The following is a 16,897-nucleotide window of genomic DNA, read 5'->3' as shown; positions in this document are numbered from 1 at the left end:
GGGCACGTTTTTGACATTCGCCGACTCTTGCCGAAGAAAACGAAAGCTCGATGATCCAGGACAATGCTACCGCAGGCGGTGTGATACCGATGTTCGATGCCAAGAAAACCATCGGCGCAACGCTTGCCGGCATCCGGCGGAAGACCTACCAGGTACTGGATATAGTCGTGATGGATGATGGGTCGACGGACGGATCGGCGTCGATTGTGACGGCCTGCGCCGAGAAAGACCAACGCATCCTGTTCCACCTTCGAACTAGGCGCGGGTAGGACGGCGTGGCGTCTAATCCTTTGGTTTCAATCGTGGTTCCTGCGCACAACGCGGAGGTAACGCTGGCGCGCGCGCTCGATTGCCTTCTCGATCAGGAAATAGTGGATTGGGAGGCGATCATCGTCGACGACGCCTCCACGGACTGCACCCCCGCTATCATTGCCGGTTATGTGGAGCACGATGCCCGATTTCGGGCGTTGAGGTCTTGTGCGTATAGCGCCGCCGGCGCGCGCAATAGCGGGATTTCGACAGCGCGCGGCCAATGGCTCATGTTTCTGGACGCGGACGATTGGGTGGATGCCAGCTTCCTTGCGAAAATGCTGGCCGCGTTGAAAACCACGCCCGATGCAGTGGCCGCCTATTGCGGTTCTCGGCGCGTGATGCCCGATGGCGAACTCACCCCGTCGAGCATCTCAACTGAGGTTGCGATCCAGCCCTTCGAAACTTTCGCCCGCCGGTGTGCCATTCGCACTCACGCGTTGCTGGTCGACCGGGAGACAATTGTCGAGTTGGGCGGTTTCGATGTGTCGCTGCGCACCTGCGAGGACTGGGATCTGTGGCAGCGCCTCGCACGTCTAGGCAAACGTTGGGTGATGGTCGACGAGCCGCTCGCTTTCTATAGCGTCAGCCCCAACTCGCTCTCCCGCAATTCGACGCAGATGCTGGCAGATGCGGAAATCGTGATCGCCCGCGGCTTTTCTCCTGATCCCAGGGTCAAACACCCAGCATCGGCTCACGCCAATGGAGCGATCGAGGCGAACGGCCGCACCGCTTCCCAGGCACTCGCGTGGTTCGCACTGTGGAACGCCGCGTCGGATTGCGGCGGCGGCTCGCACTCGATCAACCCGCAGTCCCTGCGCGCGCTCCCGGCAGGACGTAAGTGGGCGCGTGAGATCGCCAAGGTGGTCTTCGATGGCCTTTTGGTAGGAAGCCTATCGGTGCCAACGCAACTGGCTGCCAGATGGGAGAGGTTCGGCGGCTCTCTCGCCGAGCTGATCATCGAACTCGGCAAGATCTGGGACGATCCCGCTGCGGGTCGCCGCGTCCAGTATCACCTTGAGCAAATGCTTCTCGACTTCGACGATCTCGCCGCGCCGCGCAGACTGGCACGGACACTGGGAATTCGCGTCGACGCTCGAAATCCGATCTCGATAGAATTGCCGGAAGGAATCGACCAAATTTATGCCTATCTGATGGTGGACGGCCGGATCGGGGCCCGCGTGCAGTTCGGCGCGCTCGGGAAAGTGACAAGGAGCCATTGGATTAAGCTGGCCTCGCAGAGCGGCGTTGCCGACGATTCAAACCTGTCTGCAGCCGAGGCGTCTTTGCCCATGGCGGAGCATCCGTCTGATCCGGACAGCCACTTCGGCGAACTCGCCCGATTGGTCGCTGAAGCGCAGGGGCTGGTTCGGTCGAGCGCCGAAATTACAGAGCCTCTTGCAGTGCCGCGCCGTCCACGGGCCGCGGATGACCACGACAATGATCGCACGTCTTTCTGGAATCGTTATTTCGCGACGGAGGACCCCTGGAACTACAGTTCACCCTATGAGCAGGAAAAATATGAGCGGCAGCTCGAAATTCTGCCTGCCGGTCCTATCGGACGGGCGCTTGAGCTGGCCTGCGCGGAGGGCCACTTCACGCGGCAGCTGGCGCCGCGAGTGGGCCATTTGACCGCAACTGACATCTCCGCCATAGCCATCGGGCGGGCGCGCGCGCGATGCAGCGATCAGCCGAATGTTGAATTCGGTGTGCTGGATTTCTCGGCGGACACGCTGCCAGGTGGGATGGATCTGATCGTCTGTTCGGAAGTGCTCTACTACCTGGATGATCTCGCCGAGTTGCGGCGTATCGCCAAGAAATTTGTTGAGGCGTTGGCGCCTGGCGGCAGTTTCATCAGCGCACACGCATTCGTACTCCGTGACAATGTTGAAAGGACGGGCTTCGACTGGAACACTTTCGGCGCACAAGCGATCTCAGAGACGCTGGCAGCGACTGAAGGCCTCGTCCTCGAGCAATCGATCCAGACCGAGCTCTATCGCATAGACCGCTTCCACCGCCTGTCACCAGACGACGTGGCGACGGAACCGATGATTGATCATGTGCCGATCCGCGCACCCATCGGTATTGGGGTCGCGCGAAATATCGTTTGGGGCGGGGCACGGGCCTTGCGCCGCGACGTCGCACGTAGCGAGCGGCGGCAGCGTATCCCTGTCCTTATGTATCACAGCGTCGCCGATGATGGTCCGGCCGCGCTCGCCCGTTTTCGGTGCACGCCCGCCGCATTCGAAGGCCAGATGGCATGGCTGCGTTCCAATGGCTTTCACGCGATTATGTCCGAGCAGCTGGAATGGTCCATTGCCAACCGCCACCCTTTCGTTGGCCGCCCAGTGCTCATCACTTTCGATGACGGCTTCCAGAACTTTGCCGACCATGCCTGGCCGACCTTGCGGAAGAACGACCTGACCGCGGAAGTATTCCTGGTGACGGACTTGGTGGGCAAAAGTGCCCAGTGGGACGCCCACAGTGGTCCGCCGACGCAGCTTATGGACGCCGGGATGGTGCGACGCCTCGCCGGCGAAGGTGCGTTCTTCGGAAGCCATCTGGCGACGCATCGCGCGATCGATGGTCTGTCGAGTTCTGACTTGGCCGCCGAGCTCCTGCGTTCTCGTATGTTCATCGAACGGTGGACCGGTCGTCCAACCACGACGTTCGCGGCACCCTTCTCTGTCACCGACCGACGGCTTGGCCGGCTGGCCAAAGAGTGCGGCTATCGGATCGGCTTCGGCGGCAAACACGGGCCGGCGGACCTCGATTGCGACCCCATCGACCTTCCGCGCATCGAGGTTCGCGGGGATCGCTCGCTCGACGACTTTGTTGCCACTGTCGAGGCCGTGCTCGAATGAACGGTGAACAAACCTCTTCTGCTTTTTTGTCGGTGTCCGCCGACTACCTTGGTCGCAAGCCTATTGGGCGACCTGGGACACGGCTGACATCAGCTCCTGCGGGTTCGGCGCCCCAAACATGTATCGCCCACCCTCTGGGACTTCAGTGAAGCTCCAGCGGACGACCCCCTGCCGGTCCAGCAGGAACTGACCGATCAGTTGTCCGTGACCCGTTGCCATCATCTGCTCGTCGGCCTCGGTCACTTCGTAATGGTCCTTCTTGTCGAGGAATTCGCTGGCCGCAAAAGGATCCATGGGAGCGGGCAACTCGCCTGGTATGTCGACCCGCATATCCTTTGCCGCTGCCATCGAGACCTTGTACGGCCAGTTCGTTTCGTCTTGGGTGAATTCGAGGTTGGGCAGTCCAAAGGCACGATGTGAAGCGCGTTCGGGGTCGGAAGCCGCAAGCAGATTCGGCATCGGGTGGTAGCGGAAATAGAGACGCGCCCGCTCAATCGGCGTGTTGACCACCGTCAGGCTTTCCACCCCCTTTTCGCGCAGTTCCGGATCAAGCCGCGCCTGGGCTGCGATATGGCGCCGGCAGAACGCACAATGGAGACCTCGAAACAGACCGACCAGCACCGGTTTTTGTCCGCGGAAGTCGTCAAGCGCGATCTTGCCTTCCTGGGTGATGGCGTCGAGCACCACGTTCGGCGCACGATCGCCCGGTTGAAGCGGTACCAAGTCAATACGCGCGGACATTTTTCAACCTCCCACCCGGCTAATCGAGAAAAGGCAGCACCACAAGCGCTTCCGGGTCGAGCCCGTGCTGGGCGCATATTCCCTGCGCCAGGGAAAAGTAGCGTTCAGCCTCGGCCAGATTGTCGAGGTCGAGGTTAAGCGTTGCAAGGCCATCATAGCACGGAAACAGCAGTTGAGGCTCACTCGTTTCGCGCGCTACGTCCAGTGCTTCTTGGAACAAGCCAACCGCCAGTTCCGGACGACCGTTGCACTGGTGGATCTGCCCAAGCACGATCAACGGCACCGGCAGGTGCTCGCGCTGGTCGAGCGCCCGGTCGATCTCGATGGCCTTCTCGGCAGCAGGCACGCCCTCCGTTGGGCAGCGATCCGTGAAAGTGCAACAAGCAACCGCCAGGTTAGCGAGGAGGCGCGCCTGGAAGCCCAAATCACCAATATGGCGCGCCACTTCAAGACCGCGGCGACAGACCTTTATGGCCTGTGCCGGATCGATGGTCGTGTAGAGCACGCCGAGATTGGTGTAGCCGCGGCAGGCCGCGCCCAGCAGACCGGCGGCTTCGGCCAATTCGATGCTGCGCTCAATCTGACGCACGGCTTCATGGTCTCGCCCAAGGCGAGCCAGCGCAACAGCCTTGGTATTGAGTGCCTCGGCGGTCACAAGAGTGGCATCACGCCCCATCTCTGAGGCATGCTCGGCTGTCAGAGTACGTACGCAATCCAGCGCCGCGTCTGCCCATTTTGCCGCGAGAGCGTGATCTCCGCCACGAAACGCCTGTCGGCCACGTTCTTGCCAGAGATGCGCCTGCTCGACCGGGGCATCCGCGCCATCGAGAAGCGCTGCCGCTTCGGCATAACGGGATTCTGCGTTGTCCCGCTTGCCGACGTCCCAGAACAGCCGACCGATCTTGCGCAAAACTCGCGCCGAAGCGACGCGATCGCCCGACTCGCGATATGCCTGCAAGACCGTCTCGTAGTGCTGGTGCGCGATCTCGCGGCGGCCTAGCGGACCGCTCAAATCGGCAATGCGCTCTGCAATTGCCAGTTTGAGCGGTGTTTGCCCGACCGCGCCCAACGCAGTCATGGCTCGCTCGTAGAAACGAAGGGCGTCGTCGTTGGCATATATCATGCGAGCGCGATCGCCCGCCGCCTGCAGGTATTGCGCGCCCCTTTCCCGCTCGGCGCTCTGTGCGAAATGATGGCCGAGCACGGTCAAATCCTCGAGCCGTTCCGGCTTGTCGCCGCACAGTTGCTCCAAGGCGGCACCGACCCGCCCGTGGATGTCGGTCCGGCGTTGCAGGAGCAGATTCTGATAGATCACGTCCTGCAGCAGCGTTTGCGTAAAGCGGTAGCTTTGCGATGAGACCGAACCTGATCCGGCAACTTCCTCGATGATTTCCGCATCGCAAAGCAGTTCGCAGCCGGCTTCCAGGCGTCCGGGGTCGGCTGTCACGGCTTTTAGAAGTGTGGCATCGAAGCGTGGGCCGATTACCGCGGCTTCCTGGGCCAACCGCCGCACCTCTTGGGGCAGCCGGTCGACGCGGGCAAGCAACATTGCCTGGATAGTGGCGGGAATGCCGGTTGCGACTTCGCCTGCCACCGTCCGCCATCGCTGGCCCTCGCGCACCAGAATACCGCGATCGATAAGGCCGCGAACAATCTCCTCTATGAAAAGCGGGTTGCCGCCCGCGCGCTCGAGGATCTGGTCGGGAAGCCCTCCTGCGGTGTTTACCCAGCTCTCGCCGAAAAGCGCCGCCAGCAGGCTACGACCGTCATCACCGTTGAGCGGCGAAAGCCTGAGCGCCGTGTGACTGACTCGACTTGAGTCGAGCTGGTTGTTGTGCGGCGCCGGACGATGCGTGACCAGCAACATCAACCGCGTGCGTTCCAACCTGTCCATCACGAAACGCAGTGCCTCGAGCGACACGGCGTCGGCCCAGTGGAGGTCTTCGACGACAATCAACAGCGGCGACAACGCAAGCCGCCGTTCGATGATCGTGCGGACCGCGTAGAGAATTTGCCGCCGCAGTTGCTCGGGCTCGACATACTGCAAGGTGGCGTCGGGGTCGCCAAGCCCAAGCACATGGTAGAGCAAAGGCATCAGCCGCTTCACCTCCTCGCCCTGCAGGCCGAGATCGGTAAGCAAGTCTGCGAGCTTGCCCCGCATTTCCTCCCCACTGTCGTTTTGCATCATCCCGGCAGCGCTGCGCACCACTGCACCCAAAGCGCCGAATGATTGTTCGCCAAGCGGCGAGCACGTGGCCTGCCGCACGGCGACGTTGCGAAAACGATCCTCGTCGCCGACGCGGGCGACGAACTCCCTCACCAGCCGCGATTTCCCGATACCGGCTTCTCCGACGAGGCGGACAAGCTGGGCCGAGCCGCCGCACGCCTGATCAAGGCTGGCCAGCATTCTATTGAGCTCCGCACCGCGGCCTATTATCGGCGCGCTGAGGCCGAGCGCCTCGAGCCCGCGCGCTGCACGCGGCGCCGCAAGCGGTCCATCCAGTCGGTGGACGAGCACGCTGCCAGCCTTGCCGCGAAGCACGACATCACCCAGCGACTCGTAAGCAAAGGCATGCCGGGTCAGCCTGTGAGTGAGCTCGCCAACCAGCACCTCACCCGGTGCGGCCAGCGATTGCAGGCGTTGCGCCGTATTCACCGTATCGCCGGTTACCGAATAGGATTTGGCGGTACCGATACCCAATCCCCCAGTAACGACCGGACCAGTGTTTATGCCGATGTGAAGCAACAGAGGCGAGCCGGAGTGGAAGGTGCTTTCGCCGAGCCGTGCCGTCCGGGCCATCATGTCGAGAGCGGCGCGAAGCGCGCGTTCCGGATCGTCCTCATGCGCGACCGGTGCACCGAACAAGGCAAGCAGTGCATCGCCGATGAACTTGTCGACAAAACCACCAAAGTTTCGCACTGCCGCTGTCAATTCCTTGAACAGTTCGTTCTGCAGCGTTTGCATGACCTCTGGGTCGAGCTGCTCGCTGAGTGTGGTGAAGCCGCAAAGGTCGGCGAACAAGACCGTTACCGTCCTGCGATCGGCGTCAGAGACGGGATGCAGCCCGTCTTCGCTTTCGATGTTTGCAAGCAGCGACGGAGTTCGAGAAGGCGGCACAATGGTCCGGCTTGGTGTCGGAGCAGGCCGTTCGACGGCTTTTGCCGGCGCACCGACGCTTGTCCCACATTTCGGACAGAACTCGAAATCAGGTGCGCAGACGTAGCCACAACTGGAGCATGGCACGGGCTGGCGCCTGCCACACCTCGGACAGAAAGCGTAACCGTCCTCAACCTCGAAACCGCAGCCCGCGCAGTCCATCGAACAAGACCTCACCAGGGGCCGTGACGGCGTGATCTAGCTACGCACTTCACGGTCGGGTATTCACACAAGGATGAACCGATAGCCGTCGACCAGCAAGCGGCAACGCAAATGGGCATCGAGCGATTAGTGTGGGTTCTGTGGCAGAGCGCTGTCGATTCGGGCGGCTGCCTGGCCGTCCCTTGCGAAAGTTCCCTCTTACCCTCCGTCTTCCTGCTATCCTGGAGATGAGGAGACGACCCATGAGCGAGAATCGTAAGCTAGCGGCAATCCTGGCTGCCGATGTGGTCGGATACAGCCGGCTCGCGAGCGCGGACGAAGATCGTACTTTGGCGAGGTTGCGGGCGCTGCGCAGCGACCTGATCGATCCGACCATCGAAGTGCACCACGGGCGGGTGATCAAACGCACCGGGGATGGGGCGCTGGTTGAGTTCCGCAGTGTGGTGGATGCCGTGCGCTGCGCCGTTGAGGTTCAGAATGGTATGGTCGAGCGCAATGCCGGCGTGCCGCAGGACCGCCGCATCGAGTTCAGGATCGGCATCCATCTGGGCGATGTGGTCGAAGAGAGCGACGGCGACCTGATGGGCGACGGCGTCAACATCGCCTCGCGTTTGGAGGGCGTCGCGGCGCCCGGTGCCATCTGCCTGTCCGAGGATGCCTATCGCCAGGTCAAGGCGAGGCTCGACCTCTCGGTCAGCGATCTCGGCAGCACACAGCTCAAGAACATCGCCGAGCCGATCCGGGTCTATTCGCTGCAAGTCGGCGCCGGGACCAAGGCGGCCGCGACCCCGGAAACCGCGCCGAGCCGGCCCGCGACGGCAGCGCCGCCGAAATTGTCGATCGCCGTCCTGCCGTTCGCCAACATGAGCGGTGACGCCGAACAGGATTACTTCGCCGACGGCATCTCTGAAGACATCATCACGGCGCTGTCCAAACTGTCGCAGCTCTTCGTCATCGCACGCAATTCGTCGTTCACCTTCAAGGGCCAGAACGTCCAGGTGCAGGAGGTGGGCTCGAAGCTCGGCGTGCGGCATGTACTTGAGGGCAGCGTACGCAAGTCGGGGAACAGGGTGCGCATTACCGCGCAGCTCATCGATGCAGCCTCCGGCGGCCATCTTTGGGCCGAGCGGTTCGATCGCGACCTGACCGACATATTCGCCGTGCAGGACGACGTGACGCAGCAGATCGTCGGTGCGTTGGCGCTCAATCTGACTGAGGGCGACCGTCAGCGGCTGGCGCCCGAGTATGCGCGCAACACGGAGGCGTATGACTATTTCCTACGGGGCCGAGAGCTGTGGCACCGCCTGACGAAGGAGACGAACGTCGCAGCCCGCGACCTTTTGCAACGTGCCATCGAACTTGATCCGAAATTTGCCTCTGCCCACGCCTTCCTCGCCCTCACGCACGGGCTCGATTACCTGAACAGGTGGAGTGGGTCGCCGCCGGAATCGATGGCGCAAGCGGAAGAGGCTGCGACGCGAGCGGTAACGCTGGATGAGAGCGATCCCTGGGCGCACTGGGCGTTGGCTATCGTCAAGCTGTATACACGACGGCACGATAAGGCCATCAACGAGGCCAAGCACGCGATAGCCCTCAATCCGAACTTCGCCGAAGGGCACGTGATCCTCGGCGAGGCGCTGCACTATTCGGGCAGGTCCGAAGAGGCGCTCGAGAGTTTCGCCCGGGGCAAGACCTTGAATCCATACTTTCCGGATGTGCTTCTGCATTTCCAGGCTTTGGCGTCGTTTCAACTCGGAAGGTACGAAGAGGCCGTTGACCTCTTGCTGCAACGGCTGGCTCGCAACGCTGCCACCGATGTCTCGCGCGCGCTTCTGGCCGCCAGCTACGGCCATCTGGGCCGTTTCGACGAGGCCCGTGGGGCATGGCAGGAGGTGCTGCGCGTCAATCCGGACTATTCGCTGGACTACCGACGCAAAGTCTTGCCCTACAAGAACCCTGCCGATTTCGAACTCGTCGTAGACGGGCTCCGCAAGGCCGGTATCGTGCAATGACAGGTGAGGCCAAGTCAGGTCAGGCCTGAACTGCGGCCGATCGCGATGGACCCTCGTGACCGTTTCGTTTTTCCGTTTGGCTGCTGCTAACCCTCAAGGAAGCGGCCGGATCAGACGCCAGAGGCTCACCGATAGATCGCCGTCGCTTGCGGTTGCACCCTAGAAAAACAGCCTGAGATAAGGGCTGAGTGAGGCTCAGGTCGCCTTGATCTCTGCCTGGCCGATCTTGCGCCACCGGGCGTCTTCGCGAACGAGTTTCAGGTCGTCGGTCGTCTCGGCAAATGTCCGCAAACGATATTGCCGGAGTAGTTCCGGGAAGAGCGCCCCCTCGGGTAGGCCGGCAAGCTGCTCGCGGACCGAGATCTTTTCATCGATGACCCGCATTCCCCAGGCATTTTCCCGGACCTGCAGCTCGGCAGCCAGATCGCGCTCTTCCGGCGCGTTTTCGTCTAGCGCAGCCAGCAGGATCGAGTGGAAAAGCGCTACATAGCCAATCTGTCTCAAACCGCCCACAGCCCGCACGCGCGGCAATATGGCAAGAACGAGGAACATCAGGAACAAGTTCGGCAGCAGCACGCCGTCCAGCAGCGCCTGCTTGAGATACGGCCGCTCGAACGGGATGGAAAGACCATGCGGCCTGTCGGGCTCGACCAGGTGCCCGTTCTCGAGGACGAGCTTGCGCACGCGCTCCTCGCGGATGCCCCAGAAATAGGCCGTGGTATTGGGCAGGAATCTGCCAAATGGGCTCGATGCGGCCTCTTGCAAGGCACGTTCGAGACGCTGGCGCCTTGCGGGCTCAACGAGCAGCCTGGACAGAAGGCTGTCGTCATATTCCAGATGCCGAGCCATGGCAGCCGCGGCGAGCCGATCATCGATGAAAACCGGCAGGGCCATGCCGGATCGATCCCAATTGGCGACCAGATCCTGGTTGAAGGCTGTCAGCGCATCGGCAGCGGTTCCAAACACCTTGTCTTGACTAGCAAGCAGTGTGCCCAGCCAGCGGCTGGCATCCGTTTCATCGCCCACCGCTTCAAGCGCGCGCTTGTTGAGGGAGACGGGACCGGCCAGGCAGACACTTTTGCGGCACAGTTTGTGGCGCCCCATGCCGAACAGGTTGATCTTGTCGTCGCCGACATCGAGCCATCCCGGCCCCTCCCGGCCAATTGTTTCCATGGTCATCGTCGTTCCCATGAAGCCGACGAAGGCCGACAGCCTGTTTTCGACCGCGCCGAGCCAAGCAAGCAGGAGGGCATCGAAGGTGATCCGGTCCATCAGAAGCAGGCAGTGCAGGCCGGACTGAATCACCGGTCTGTGCTCGAACTCTTCGAGGGCCTTGCCGATCTCCTCAGGCTGCATAATCACACCGAGGCGCTGATGCAGGACTTCGCGCAGGATCGAGCGGGCAGCGATCGCGGGGCCGGATGTGGGCCTTGCCACCGGCCGCCACAGATGGCGGGCGTAGTCGGAAACCGGTGCATTCCAGTTCTGCTCGATGTCACGCACGACTTCCGGGCAGAGTGGCGACAGCAAAGCCAGAATTTCCACCGGAGGCGTAGGGGTCGGGTCAAAGACGGCGGTCATTGGTTCCCGTCAGCCGCTTGCGGTGCAGAGGCCAAGGGAACCAGACTTGCTGGACGCGCTCGGCCCACGCAACGCGATCAAATGGTGTAAGACGAAATTGACCGTATCCCACGGAGTTCTCCATCAGCAATCACCCGTTCGCCGACTCGGCACAAAATGTCAGATCGGCTGCACGGCCAAGGCCAACAGCGGATCTCAGAACCGCAGCCGGGCCATGCTCAGGAGGTCGTGGTACCGCCCGTCGGTAAAACCGGCCTTCACATGCCGACCTTCGATCTCGAAGCCGTGGCTCGTGTAAAGACGGATAGCCGGTTCGTTGTCGGCATAGACGGTCAATTCGACCCGCTTCAGGGCCCGCCAGTTGTCGGCCACGTCAAGCAGCGCGCCAAGTATGGCGGAGCCGATCCCCTTGCCGACAAAGGCGTCGTGAAGGCCGATGTTGATCTCGCCGATATGCGAACGGCGCGGCGAGCCCTGCACGACCAAGCTGCCATGGCCGACGATCTTGCCGTCCACCTCCGCAACGATCCAAGTGGTTTCCTGGCCGGCCTTGGCGATGCGCCGCTCCACCTGCTCCACCATCTCGAAAGGCATTCTGAACGTGCCCCGGCGGAAGCCCGGCATGTTGAAGATAGCGCAAAGTGCCTCCGCATCGCTTGGCCGGACAGATCGGAGCTGCGGCTGGATTTTGTTGGAGGATGGCGAGGTCGTGCTGGTCATGGCGTTCCCGGCGAAGGCAATCGGCCCTGCACGATGCACCGGACCTCACCTGGAAATCCAGCCGTGTCTGCAAGCTATGATGCCGATTGCGAGCTAAAATACCGGGAGGCGGCGTAGAGTTTGAAGACGCCGCTGATGCCGATCCAGCCGAAAAGAGCGAGCCAGCACAACGTCCCGGTCGCCGTCCAGTCGATCCGGTGCACCGCAGCGTCGGTGATGACGAGGCCAAGGATGGCAAGCAGGCCAACCAAAAACTGCGCCAGGCCGAGCACCACCAGCTCCTCGCGCGGCGCGCTTCTCCAGGCGAGAAATATGCCCCCCGCGCCGGCGAGGAAGATGGCGCTGTAGACCTGCGCGTGGAAGGCATCGATCGGCCATGGCCAGAAGCTACTGAATGTCAGGGGAAACACCAACAGGCCGATGCCATAGAATCCGAGGATCGCCAATTCCACCGGCATGTAGCCGCGCCATGCCGGGTTTAAGGTGACGCCCTTTGCAGAAGGACGATCCCAGGCCTGCCACAGGAACAGCCCCGATACTGCGACCGAGCCAAGATAGACCAAAAACCACAGCCACGGCGCTTTGCGCTCGAAGTTGAAATAGCCGAGATTGATGAACGAAGCCGCCGACACGATGACGGTGAAGATGAAGGCCATGACCAGCACGAGTCTGCCGGGCGACCAGCGGTTCCAGAACAGCAGCGCCGCCATCACGACCATTTCGGCGGTGTAGAAGCCGCCGAGGAAGCGGGCATTGAACGGGGTGACGGCCCAAGGCCACCTCGGCTTGACCAGCACGGGCGCGAAAAACAGGCCCGCGCCCACGATCAGGACGATGATGACGGCCACCGAAAAAAGGCGCAGGGCCGCGGGAAATGGCGGATTGTCGGATGTCGGCATGGGAGAGAGTCCCCAAGGTGAATGCCCGTGGACCATCATAGTGCCGCTTGCGGCCGGTGAAAATCTGCCGAATGGAATTGAACCGTCATCAGGTTTGTCTATTCGAATGGTCGCACGGTCCGTTTCGAAGTAAAATGCAGCGGCCGGACCAAGGAGCGGTCCGGTCAACATGGCTTGGGCGCATTTTCGGAGCCTGCACGATGAACGAAGCTCAGGATCTGTTCTCGCTTTTGCGGCAATCACCAGATGTCGATCCACTGGCAATCGACGCGATCCAGCGAACCATCGCGGAAGGCGGGGACCGTGAGCTTTGCCGCATCAATGCGCCGGCCTTCGCCAGCAAGCATGGCCTCGACGAGGAGCGCACCATAGGCGCCTTTCTCCATGCGGCGCGGGTCGGCATCTTCGACATTTCGTGGAATGTTCTGTGCCCCGGCTGTGGCGGCGTGCTCGACACCAACGCCACGCTGAAAACGGTGCAAAAGGACGAATACACCTGCACGCTGTGCGCCGAGGGTTATTCACCGACCCTCGACGAGATGGTCGAGGTGACGTTCACCGTCAGTCCCCGCATACGCAGGATCGCCGCCCACAATCCGCATGAGCTGCCGTTGATGGAGTATTTCCGGCAGATCTACTGGGCGTCCGGCGTCGATCTGCCGGATGAAGACTTCGCGAAAAGGATGGAAGAAATCTCGCTGGAGGACATCGAGCTTGCGCCCGGTGAAAAGGCGGTTCTGACCGTACAGCTTCCGTCCGATTTCATCATCGTCTTCGAGCCGGTTACCCATTCGGTGCAGTTCATCGACGTGAAGGGTGAGCCGACAAAGGAGCGCCGAAGCCTTTCGTTGGTCTTCGACCGCGACCATGTCCAGAGCCAGACGCTGGAGATGCAACCCGGGCCGTTGCGCATTTCGCTGGAGAACAGGACCGACACACGCGTGCTGCCGACGGTCTTCATCGCCAGTCAGGGCTTGCACGATCTGCTGGGCAGGCGCCGGCCCTTCCTCACAGCCAAGCGCCTGCTCACCAATCAGACGTTCCGCGATCTCTATCGCACGGATACGCTCGACATCAACCAGCGCCTGAAGATCACCAGCCTGACCTTCCTGTTCACCGACCTGCGCGGATCGACCGCGCTTTACGAGCGGGTGGGCGATCTTTCGGCCTTCGATCTCGTGCGCGCGCATTTTCAGGTTCTGCACGAGATCGTCGCGGCGGAGGCTGGCGCGGTGGTGAAGACGATCGGCGATGCGGTGATGGCGACCTTCGCGACGCCTGATCGTGCGATTGCCGCGGCCCTCAGGATGCGCGATGCCATGCGTGCGCTCAACGACGAGAGCGGGCGCGAGGATCTGCTGCTCAAGATCGGAATCCATTCCGGCCCCTGCATCGCCGTGTCTATGAACGAGCGACAGGACTATTTCGGCCAGACGGTCAACATTGCATCGCGGGTCCAGAATCTTGCCAATGCACAGGCGATCTTCGCCACTCGTGCGGTGGTCGACGACAATCTCACCGCCGATCTGTTGCAAAGGAAGGCGCTGACGCCCGTGCCTCATGAGGTCTCGCTGCGCGGCATTGAGCGGGAGATAGCAGTCTATACGATCCCTTGAAGACTTGGTCCCTAAAGACCCGTCTCCACCCTCACACGCGCTTGCAGAGAAAATAACGATCGGCGGGCTCCGGAGTTGGCGCCGGCAGGCGTTGCAGCTGCGGGTGATCGAGCGGCGTGCCGCTCACCGCGAAGCCGCCGACGCGAAGCATGCGCGCAATCAGATCGGGAAGCCAGGTGGCAGTCACTGCATCGCGATCGTCATAGCCGGTGCCTATGTCGGCATGGACGAGAGCGGCGTCGATGCCGATGAACCTCCTCGCCGTCTCGCGTATATCGCCGAGCACGAGATTTTCAGCTTCGGGAATTGAGCTGGCGTGTGCGCCAACTTCGCGGTCGAACACCACGATCCGGCGTCCGGGCAGGCGCTCGCGCAGATGGTGGAACGTCCGGCCATTGCCGAGGCCAAGTTCGAGCACAAGCCCCTCCATCTTCGCCACCTCGGGGCAGATTTGATTGAGAATGTCGCGCTGTGCGGTCATCCGGCTGATGAAATTGTCGAGGCGACTCATATGCGATTGTATGTCCTGAACCAGCAGCCCCGATCGAGGCTTGCCGCATATAAAGGCGAATGACGAACCCTGCAATAACGCACCGGCCGCCGACAAGCGTCATTCCGGGTGGAGCCGTCGGCAGGCCGCGCGGCGGAATACAACGATGTCACTTGTAGGGGTCTGCGGCGTCCCGCAGGCCGTCGCCGAGGAAGTTGAACGCCAGGATGACGAGAATGACGGGGAGGATCGGCAAAAGCAGCCATGGATAGAACGCGATCACGCTAACGCTGCGCGCCTCGGTGAGCAGGATGCCCCAGCTGGTTATCGGCGCCCTCAGGCCGAGCCCGAGGAAGCTCAGCGCCGTCTCGCCCAGGATCATGCCGGGTATGGAGATCGTCGCCGTCGCGATCAGATGCGACATGAAGCCGGGAATGAGGTGCCGCCGGATAATGCGGCTGCTGCTGGCGCCCATCAATTGCGCGGCCAGAACGTAATCCTCCTCGCGCAAGGCTAGAAGCTTTGAACGCACGGCCCGCGCCAGCCCGGTCCAGTGGAGCAGCCCGAGGATGACGGTGATGCCGAAATAGATCAGGATCGGACTCCAGGTTATCGGCATGATCGCCGCCAGAGCCAGCCATAACGGAATGCTGGGGATAGATTGCAGAACTTCGATTATCCGTTGAACGATCAGGTCGAACATACCGCCATGATAGCCGGCCAGCCCGCCGATGACGATGCCGAGCAGGAAGCTGAAACCGATGCCGACCAGGCCGATTGTCAGTGAAATGCGTGCGCCGTAGATGATGCGCGAGAGCACATCGCGCCCCAGCCTGTCGGTGCCGGCCAGGAAGAGCTGGCCGTTTTCGGCAGGACAGACAAGATGCCTGTCGCCTTCGATCAGGCCCCAGAACCGGTAGCTGTCGCCCTTGCAGAAGAAACGGATCCGCTGAACATCATCCTGCTTGTCCATATAGTTCCGCTTGAGCGTGTCCATATCCAGCGTCATCTCGCGGCCATACACGAACGGCCCGACAAACTGGCCGTTGTGGAACAGGTGCACCCACTGCGGCGGCGAATAGATGTAGTCCATGTTGCGCGTGTGCAGATTGTAGGGCGCCAGGAACTCGCAGATCAGTATCCCAAGATAAAGCGCTGCCAGGAATATGCCGGATATGAGGGCAAGCCGGTGCCGTCGGAATTTCCACCACATCAGCCGCAACTGCGACGCCTGGAAGACTTTCGACTGCTCAGGCGTCATCGCCTCGACCGACTGCAGGTCAAAGGGCGCAATGGAAACGTAGTGTTGTAGTGGAGCACCCGGAGCGGGCAGCGGCGATTGCGTATTCATTTGGTGCTCCCGCCCTGCAAACGAATTCGCGGATCAAGCAGCGCCAGCGCGAGGTCGGAAATCAGGACGCCGATGACCGTAAGGAAGGCGAGGAACATCAGGAACGACCCTGCCAGATACATGTCCTGGCTTTGCAGCGCCTTGATCAGCATCGGCCCGGTCGTTTCCAAAGACAGCACGATTGCCGTGATTTCGGCGCCGGAAATGATGGCCGGCAGAATAGAGCCGATGTCTGAAATGAAGAAATTGAGCGCCATGCGCAGCGGATATTTGACCAGCGCCTTGAAGGGATGAAGGCCTTTGGCGCGCGCGGTCACGACATATTGCTTGTGTAGCTCATCGAGCAGATTGGCGCGCAGCCGCCGGATCATGCTTGCCGTGCCACCGGTGCCGATGATCAAGACCGGGATCCAGAGATGGGCGAGGATCGACTTCGCCTTGGCCCAGCTCATCGGCTCGCCGAGATATTGCTGGTCCATGAGATGGCCGATGGACGTGCCGAACCAGATGTTGGCGAAATACATCAGGATCAGCGCCAGCATGAAATTCGGAATGGCAAGGCCGAGAAGGCCGAAGAAAGTCAGGCCGTAGTCGCCCCAGCTGTATTGATGGGTGGCTGAGTACATGCCGATCGGAAAGGCGATGAGCCAGGTGAAGATGATCGTGACGAAGGAAACCAGCACGGTCAGCCACATTCGGTCCCCGATGACGTCGCGAACCGGCAGCTCATATTCGAAGGAATAGCCGAAATCGCCGTGCAGCATTCCGCCGACCCAGTAGAAGTAGCGAATGACCGGCGGCTTGTCGAAACCATACTCCTTGCGCATCATCTGGATGCGATCGGAATCCACCGCTTCGCCCTGAGCCCGAAGCTCGGAAACATAGCTGTCGAAATAGTCGCCCGGGGGAAGTTCGATGATCGTGAACACCAGCGCCGATATGATCAGCAGCGTCGGAACCATCACAGCAATGCGCCAGACAATATATCGAAGCAC

Annotated in this window: 12 protein-coding genes; 4 read left to right on the top strand and 8 right to left on the bottom strand. The window is 61.5% G+C overall.

The features are described from left to right. The first annotated feature begins 50 nt into the window (after positions 1-50). Together LB515_RS13360 and LB515_RS13355 are read left to right on the top strand one after the other, a co-directional pair. The gene (locus LB515_RS13360) at positions 51-269 is read left to right on the top strand and encodes a glycosyltransferase family 2 protein (RefSeq protein WP_140846269.1); all 219 of its coding nucleotides are present in this window, start codon (positions 51-53) and stop codon (positions 267-269) included. A gap of 6 nt (positions 270-275) precedes the next feature. After that, the gene (locus LB515_RS13355; protein ID WP_411969134.1) at positions 276-3,173 is read left to right on the top strand and encodes a glycosyltransferase; all 2,898 of its coding nucleotides are present in this window, start codon (positions 276-278) and stop codon (positions 3,171-3,173) included. Between the two features lie 60 nt (positions 3,174-3,233). Here the strand turns inward: LB515_RS13355 and LB515_RS13350 are convergent, their stop codons facing one another. Continuing rightward, positions 3,234-3,914 carry a redoxin domain-containing protein gene (locus tag LB515_RS13350; protein WP_224707989.1) on the bottom strand — a complete coding sequence of 227 codons (681 nt, stop codon included), beginning with the start codon at positions 3,912-3,914 and terminating at the stop codon, positions 3,234-3,236. Between the two features lie 19 nt (positions 3,915-3,933). Beyond that, on the bottom strand, positions 3,934-7,233 hold the full coding sequence (locus tag LB515_RS13345) for an adenylate/guanylate cyclase domain-containing protein (protein WP_224707988.1): 3,300 nt from the start codon (positions 7,231-7,233) through the stop codon (positions 3,934-3,936). Between the two features lie 242 nt (positions 7,234-7,475). Here LB515_RS13345 and LB515_RS13340 point away from each other — a divergent pair, with 242 nt between their 5' ends. Then, positions 7,476-9,245 carry an adenylate/guanylate cyclase domain-containing protein gene (locus LB515_RS13340; protein WP_224707987.1) on the top strand — a complete coding sequence of 590 codons (1,770 nt, stop codon included), beginning with the start codon at positions 7,476-7,478 and terminating at the stop codon, positions 9,243-9,245. Between the two features lie 195 nt (positions 9,246-9,440). Here LB515_RS13340 and LB515_RS13335 read toward each other — a convergent pair whose 3' ends face one another. The 3 genes from LB515_RS13335 to LB515_RS13325 form a co-directional block, all read right to left on the bottom strand. Then, entirely contained in the window at positions 9,441-10,826 is a 1,386-nt protein-coding gene (locus LB515_RS13335) for a hypothetical protein (RefSeq protein WP_224707986.1), read from the bottom strand. Positions 10,827-11,021: 195 nt separating this feature from the next. Further along, positions 11,022-11,546, bottom strand: coding sequence for a GNAT family N-acetyltransferase (locus LB515_RS13330; protein WP_224707985.1), 525 nt, complete (start codon positions 11,544-11,546; stop codon positions 11,022-11,024). Between the two features lie 74 nt (positions 11,547-11,620). Next, on the bottom strand, positions 11,621-12,445 hold the full coding sequence (locus LB515_RS13325; protein WP_224707984.1) for a hypothetical protein: 825 nt from the start codon (positions 12,443-12,445) through the stop codon (positions 11,621-11,623). Positions 12,446-12,645: 200 nt separating this feature from the next. Between LB515_RS13325 and LB515_RS13320 the strand changes: the two genes are divergently transcribed. Further along, positions 12,646-14,061, top strand: a complete 1,416-nt coding sequence (locus tag LB515_RS13320; RefSeq protein WP_224639747.1) for an adenylate/guanylate cyclase domain-containing protein — start codon at positions 12,646-12,648, stop codon at positions 14,059-14,061. A 31-nt stretch (positions 14,062-14,092) separates the two neighbouring features. Here the strand turns inward: LB515_RS13320 and LB515_RS13315 are convergent, their stop codons facing one another. The 3 genes from LB515_RS13315 to LB515_RS13305 form a co-directional block, all read right to left on the bottom strand. Further along, on the bottom strand, positions 14,093-14,572 hold the full coding sequence (locus LB515_RS13315; RefSeq protein WP_140846271.1) for a class I SAM-dependent methyltransferase: 480 nt from the start codon (positions 14,570-14,572) through the stop codon (positions 14,093-14,095). 148 nt (positions 14,573-14,720) lie between these two features. Then, positions 14,721-15,902 carry an ABC transporter permease gene (locus LB515_RS13310; protein WP_224707983.1) on the bottom strand — a complete coding sequence of 394 codons (1,182 nt, stop codon included), beginning with the start codon at positions 15,900-15,902 and terminating at the stop codon, positions 14,721-14,723. Beyond that, complete coding sequence (locus LB515_RS13305; RefSeq protein ID WP_095765758.1) at positions 15,899-16,897, bottom strand: ABC transporter permease; 999 nt, start codon at positions 16,895-16,897, stop codon at positions 15,899-15,901. Before LB515_RS13305 ends, LB515_RS13310 begins: the two co-directional genes overlap by 4 nt.

The organism is Mesorhizobium sp. CA15 (assembly GCF_020165215.1).
In the GTDB taxonomy this organism is placed as follows: domain Bacteria; phylum Pseudomonadota; class Alphaproteobacteria; order Rhizobiales; family Rhizobiaceae; genus Mesorhizobium.
The sequence above is the reverse complement of the archived record's forward strand: the minus strand, read 5'-3'. Positions and strand labels throughout refer to the sequence as shown.

Excerpts from the sequence above, each read along its gene's own strand:
- LB515_RS13345 (WP_224707988.1), bottom strand. The coding sequence starts at position 7,233 with ATGGACTGCGCGGGCTGCGGTTTCGAGGTTGAGGACGGTTACGCTTTC.
- LB515_RS13325 (WP_224707984.1), bottom strand. The coding sequence starts at position 12,445 with ATGCCGACATCCGACAATCCGCCATTTCCCGCGGCCCTGCGCCTTTTT.
- LB515_RS13360 (WP_140846269.1), top strand. The coding sequence starts at position 51 with ATGATCCAGGACAATGCTACCGCAGGCGGTGTGATACCGATGTTCGAT.
- LB515_RS13330 (WP_224707985.1), bottom strand. The coding sequence starts at position 11,546 with ATGACCAGCACGACCTCGCCATCCTCCAACAAAATCCAGCCGCAGCTC.
- LB515_RS13340 (WP_224707987.1), top strand. The coding sequence starts at position 7,476 with ATGAGCGAGAATCGTAAGCTAGCGGCAATCCTGGCTGCCGATGTGGTC.
- LB515_RS13350 (WP_224707989.1), bottom strand. The coding sequence starts at position 3,914 with ATGTCCGCGCGTATTGACTTGGTACCGCTTCAACCGGGCGATCGTGCG.
- LB515_RS13315 (WP_140846271.1), bottom strand. The coding sequence starts at position 14,572 with ATGAGTCGCCTCGACAATTTCATCAGCCGGATGACCGCACAGCGCGAC.
- LB515_RS13320 (WP_224639747.1), top strand. The coding sequence starts at position 12,646 with ATGAACGAAGCTCAGGATCTGTTCTCGCTTTTGCGGCAATCACCAGAT.
- LB515_RS13310 (WP_224707983.1), bottom strand. The coding sequence starts at position 15,902 with ATGAATACGCAATCGCCGCTGCCCGCTCCGGGTGCTCCACTACAACAC.
- LB515_RS13335 (WP_224707986.1), bottom strand. The coding sequence starts at position 10,826 with ATGACCGCCGTCTTTGACCCGACCCCTACGCCTCCGGTGGAAATTCTG.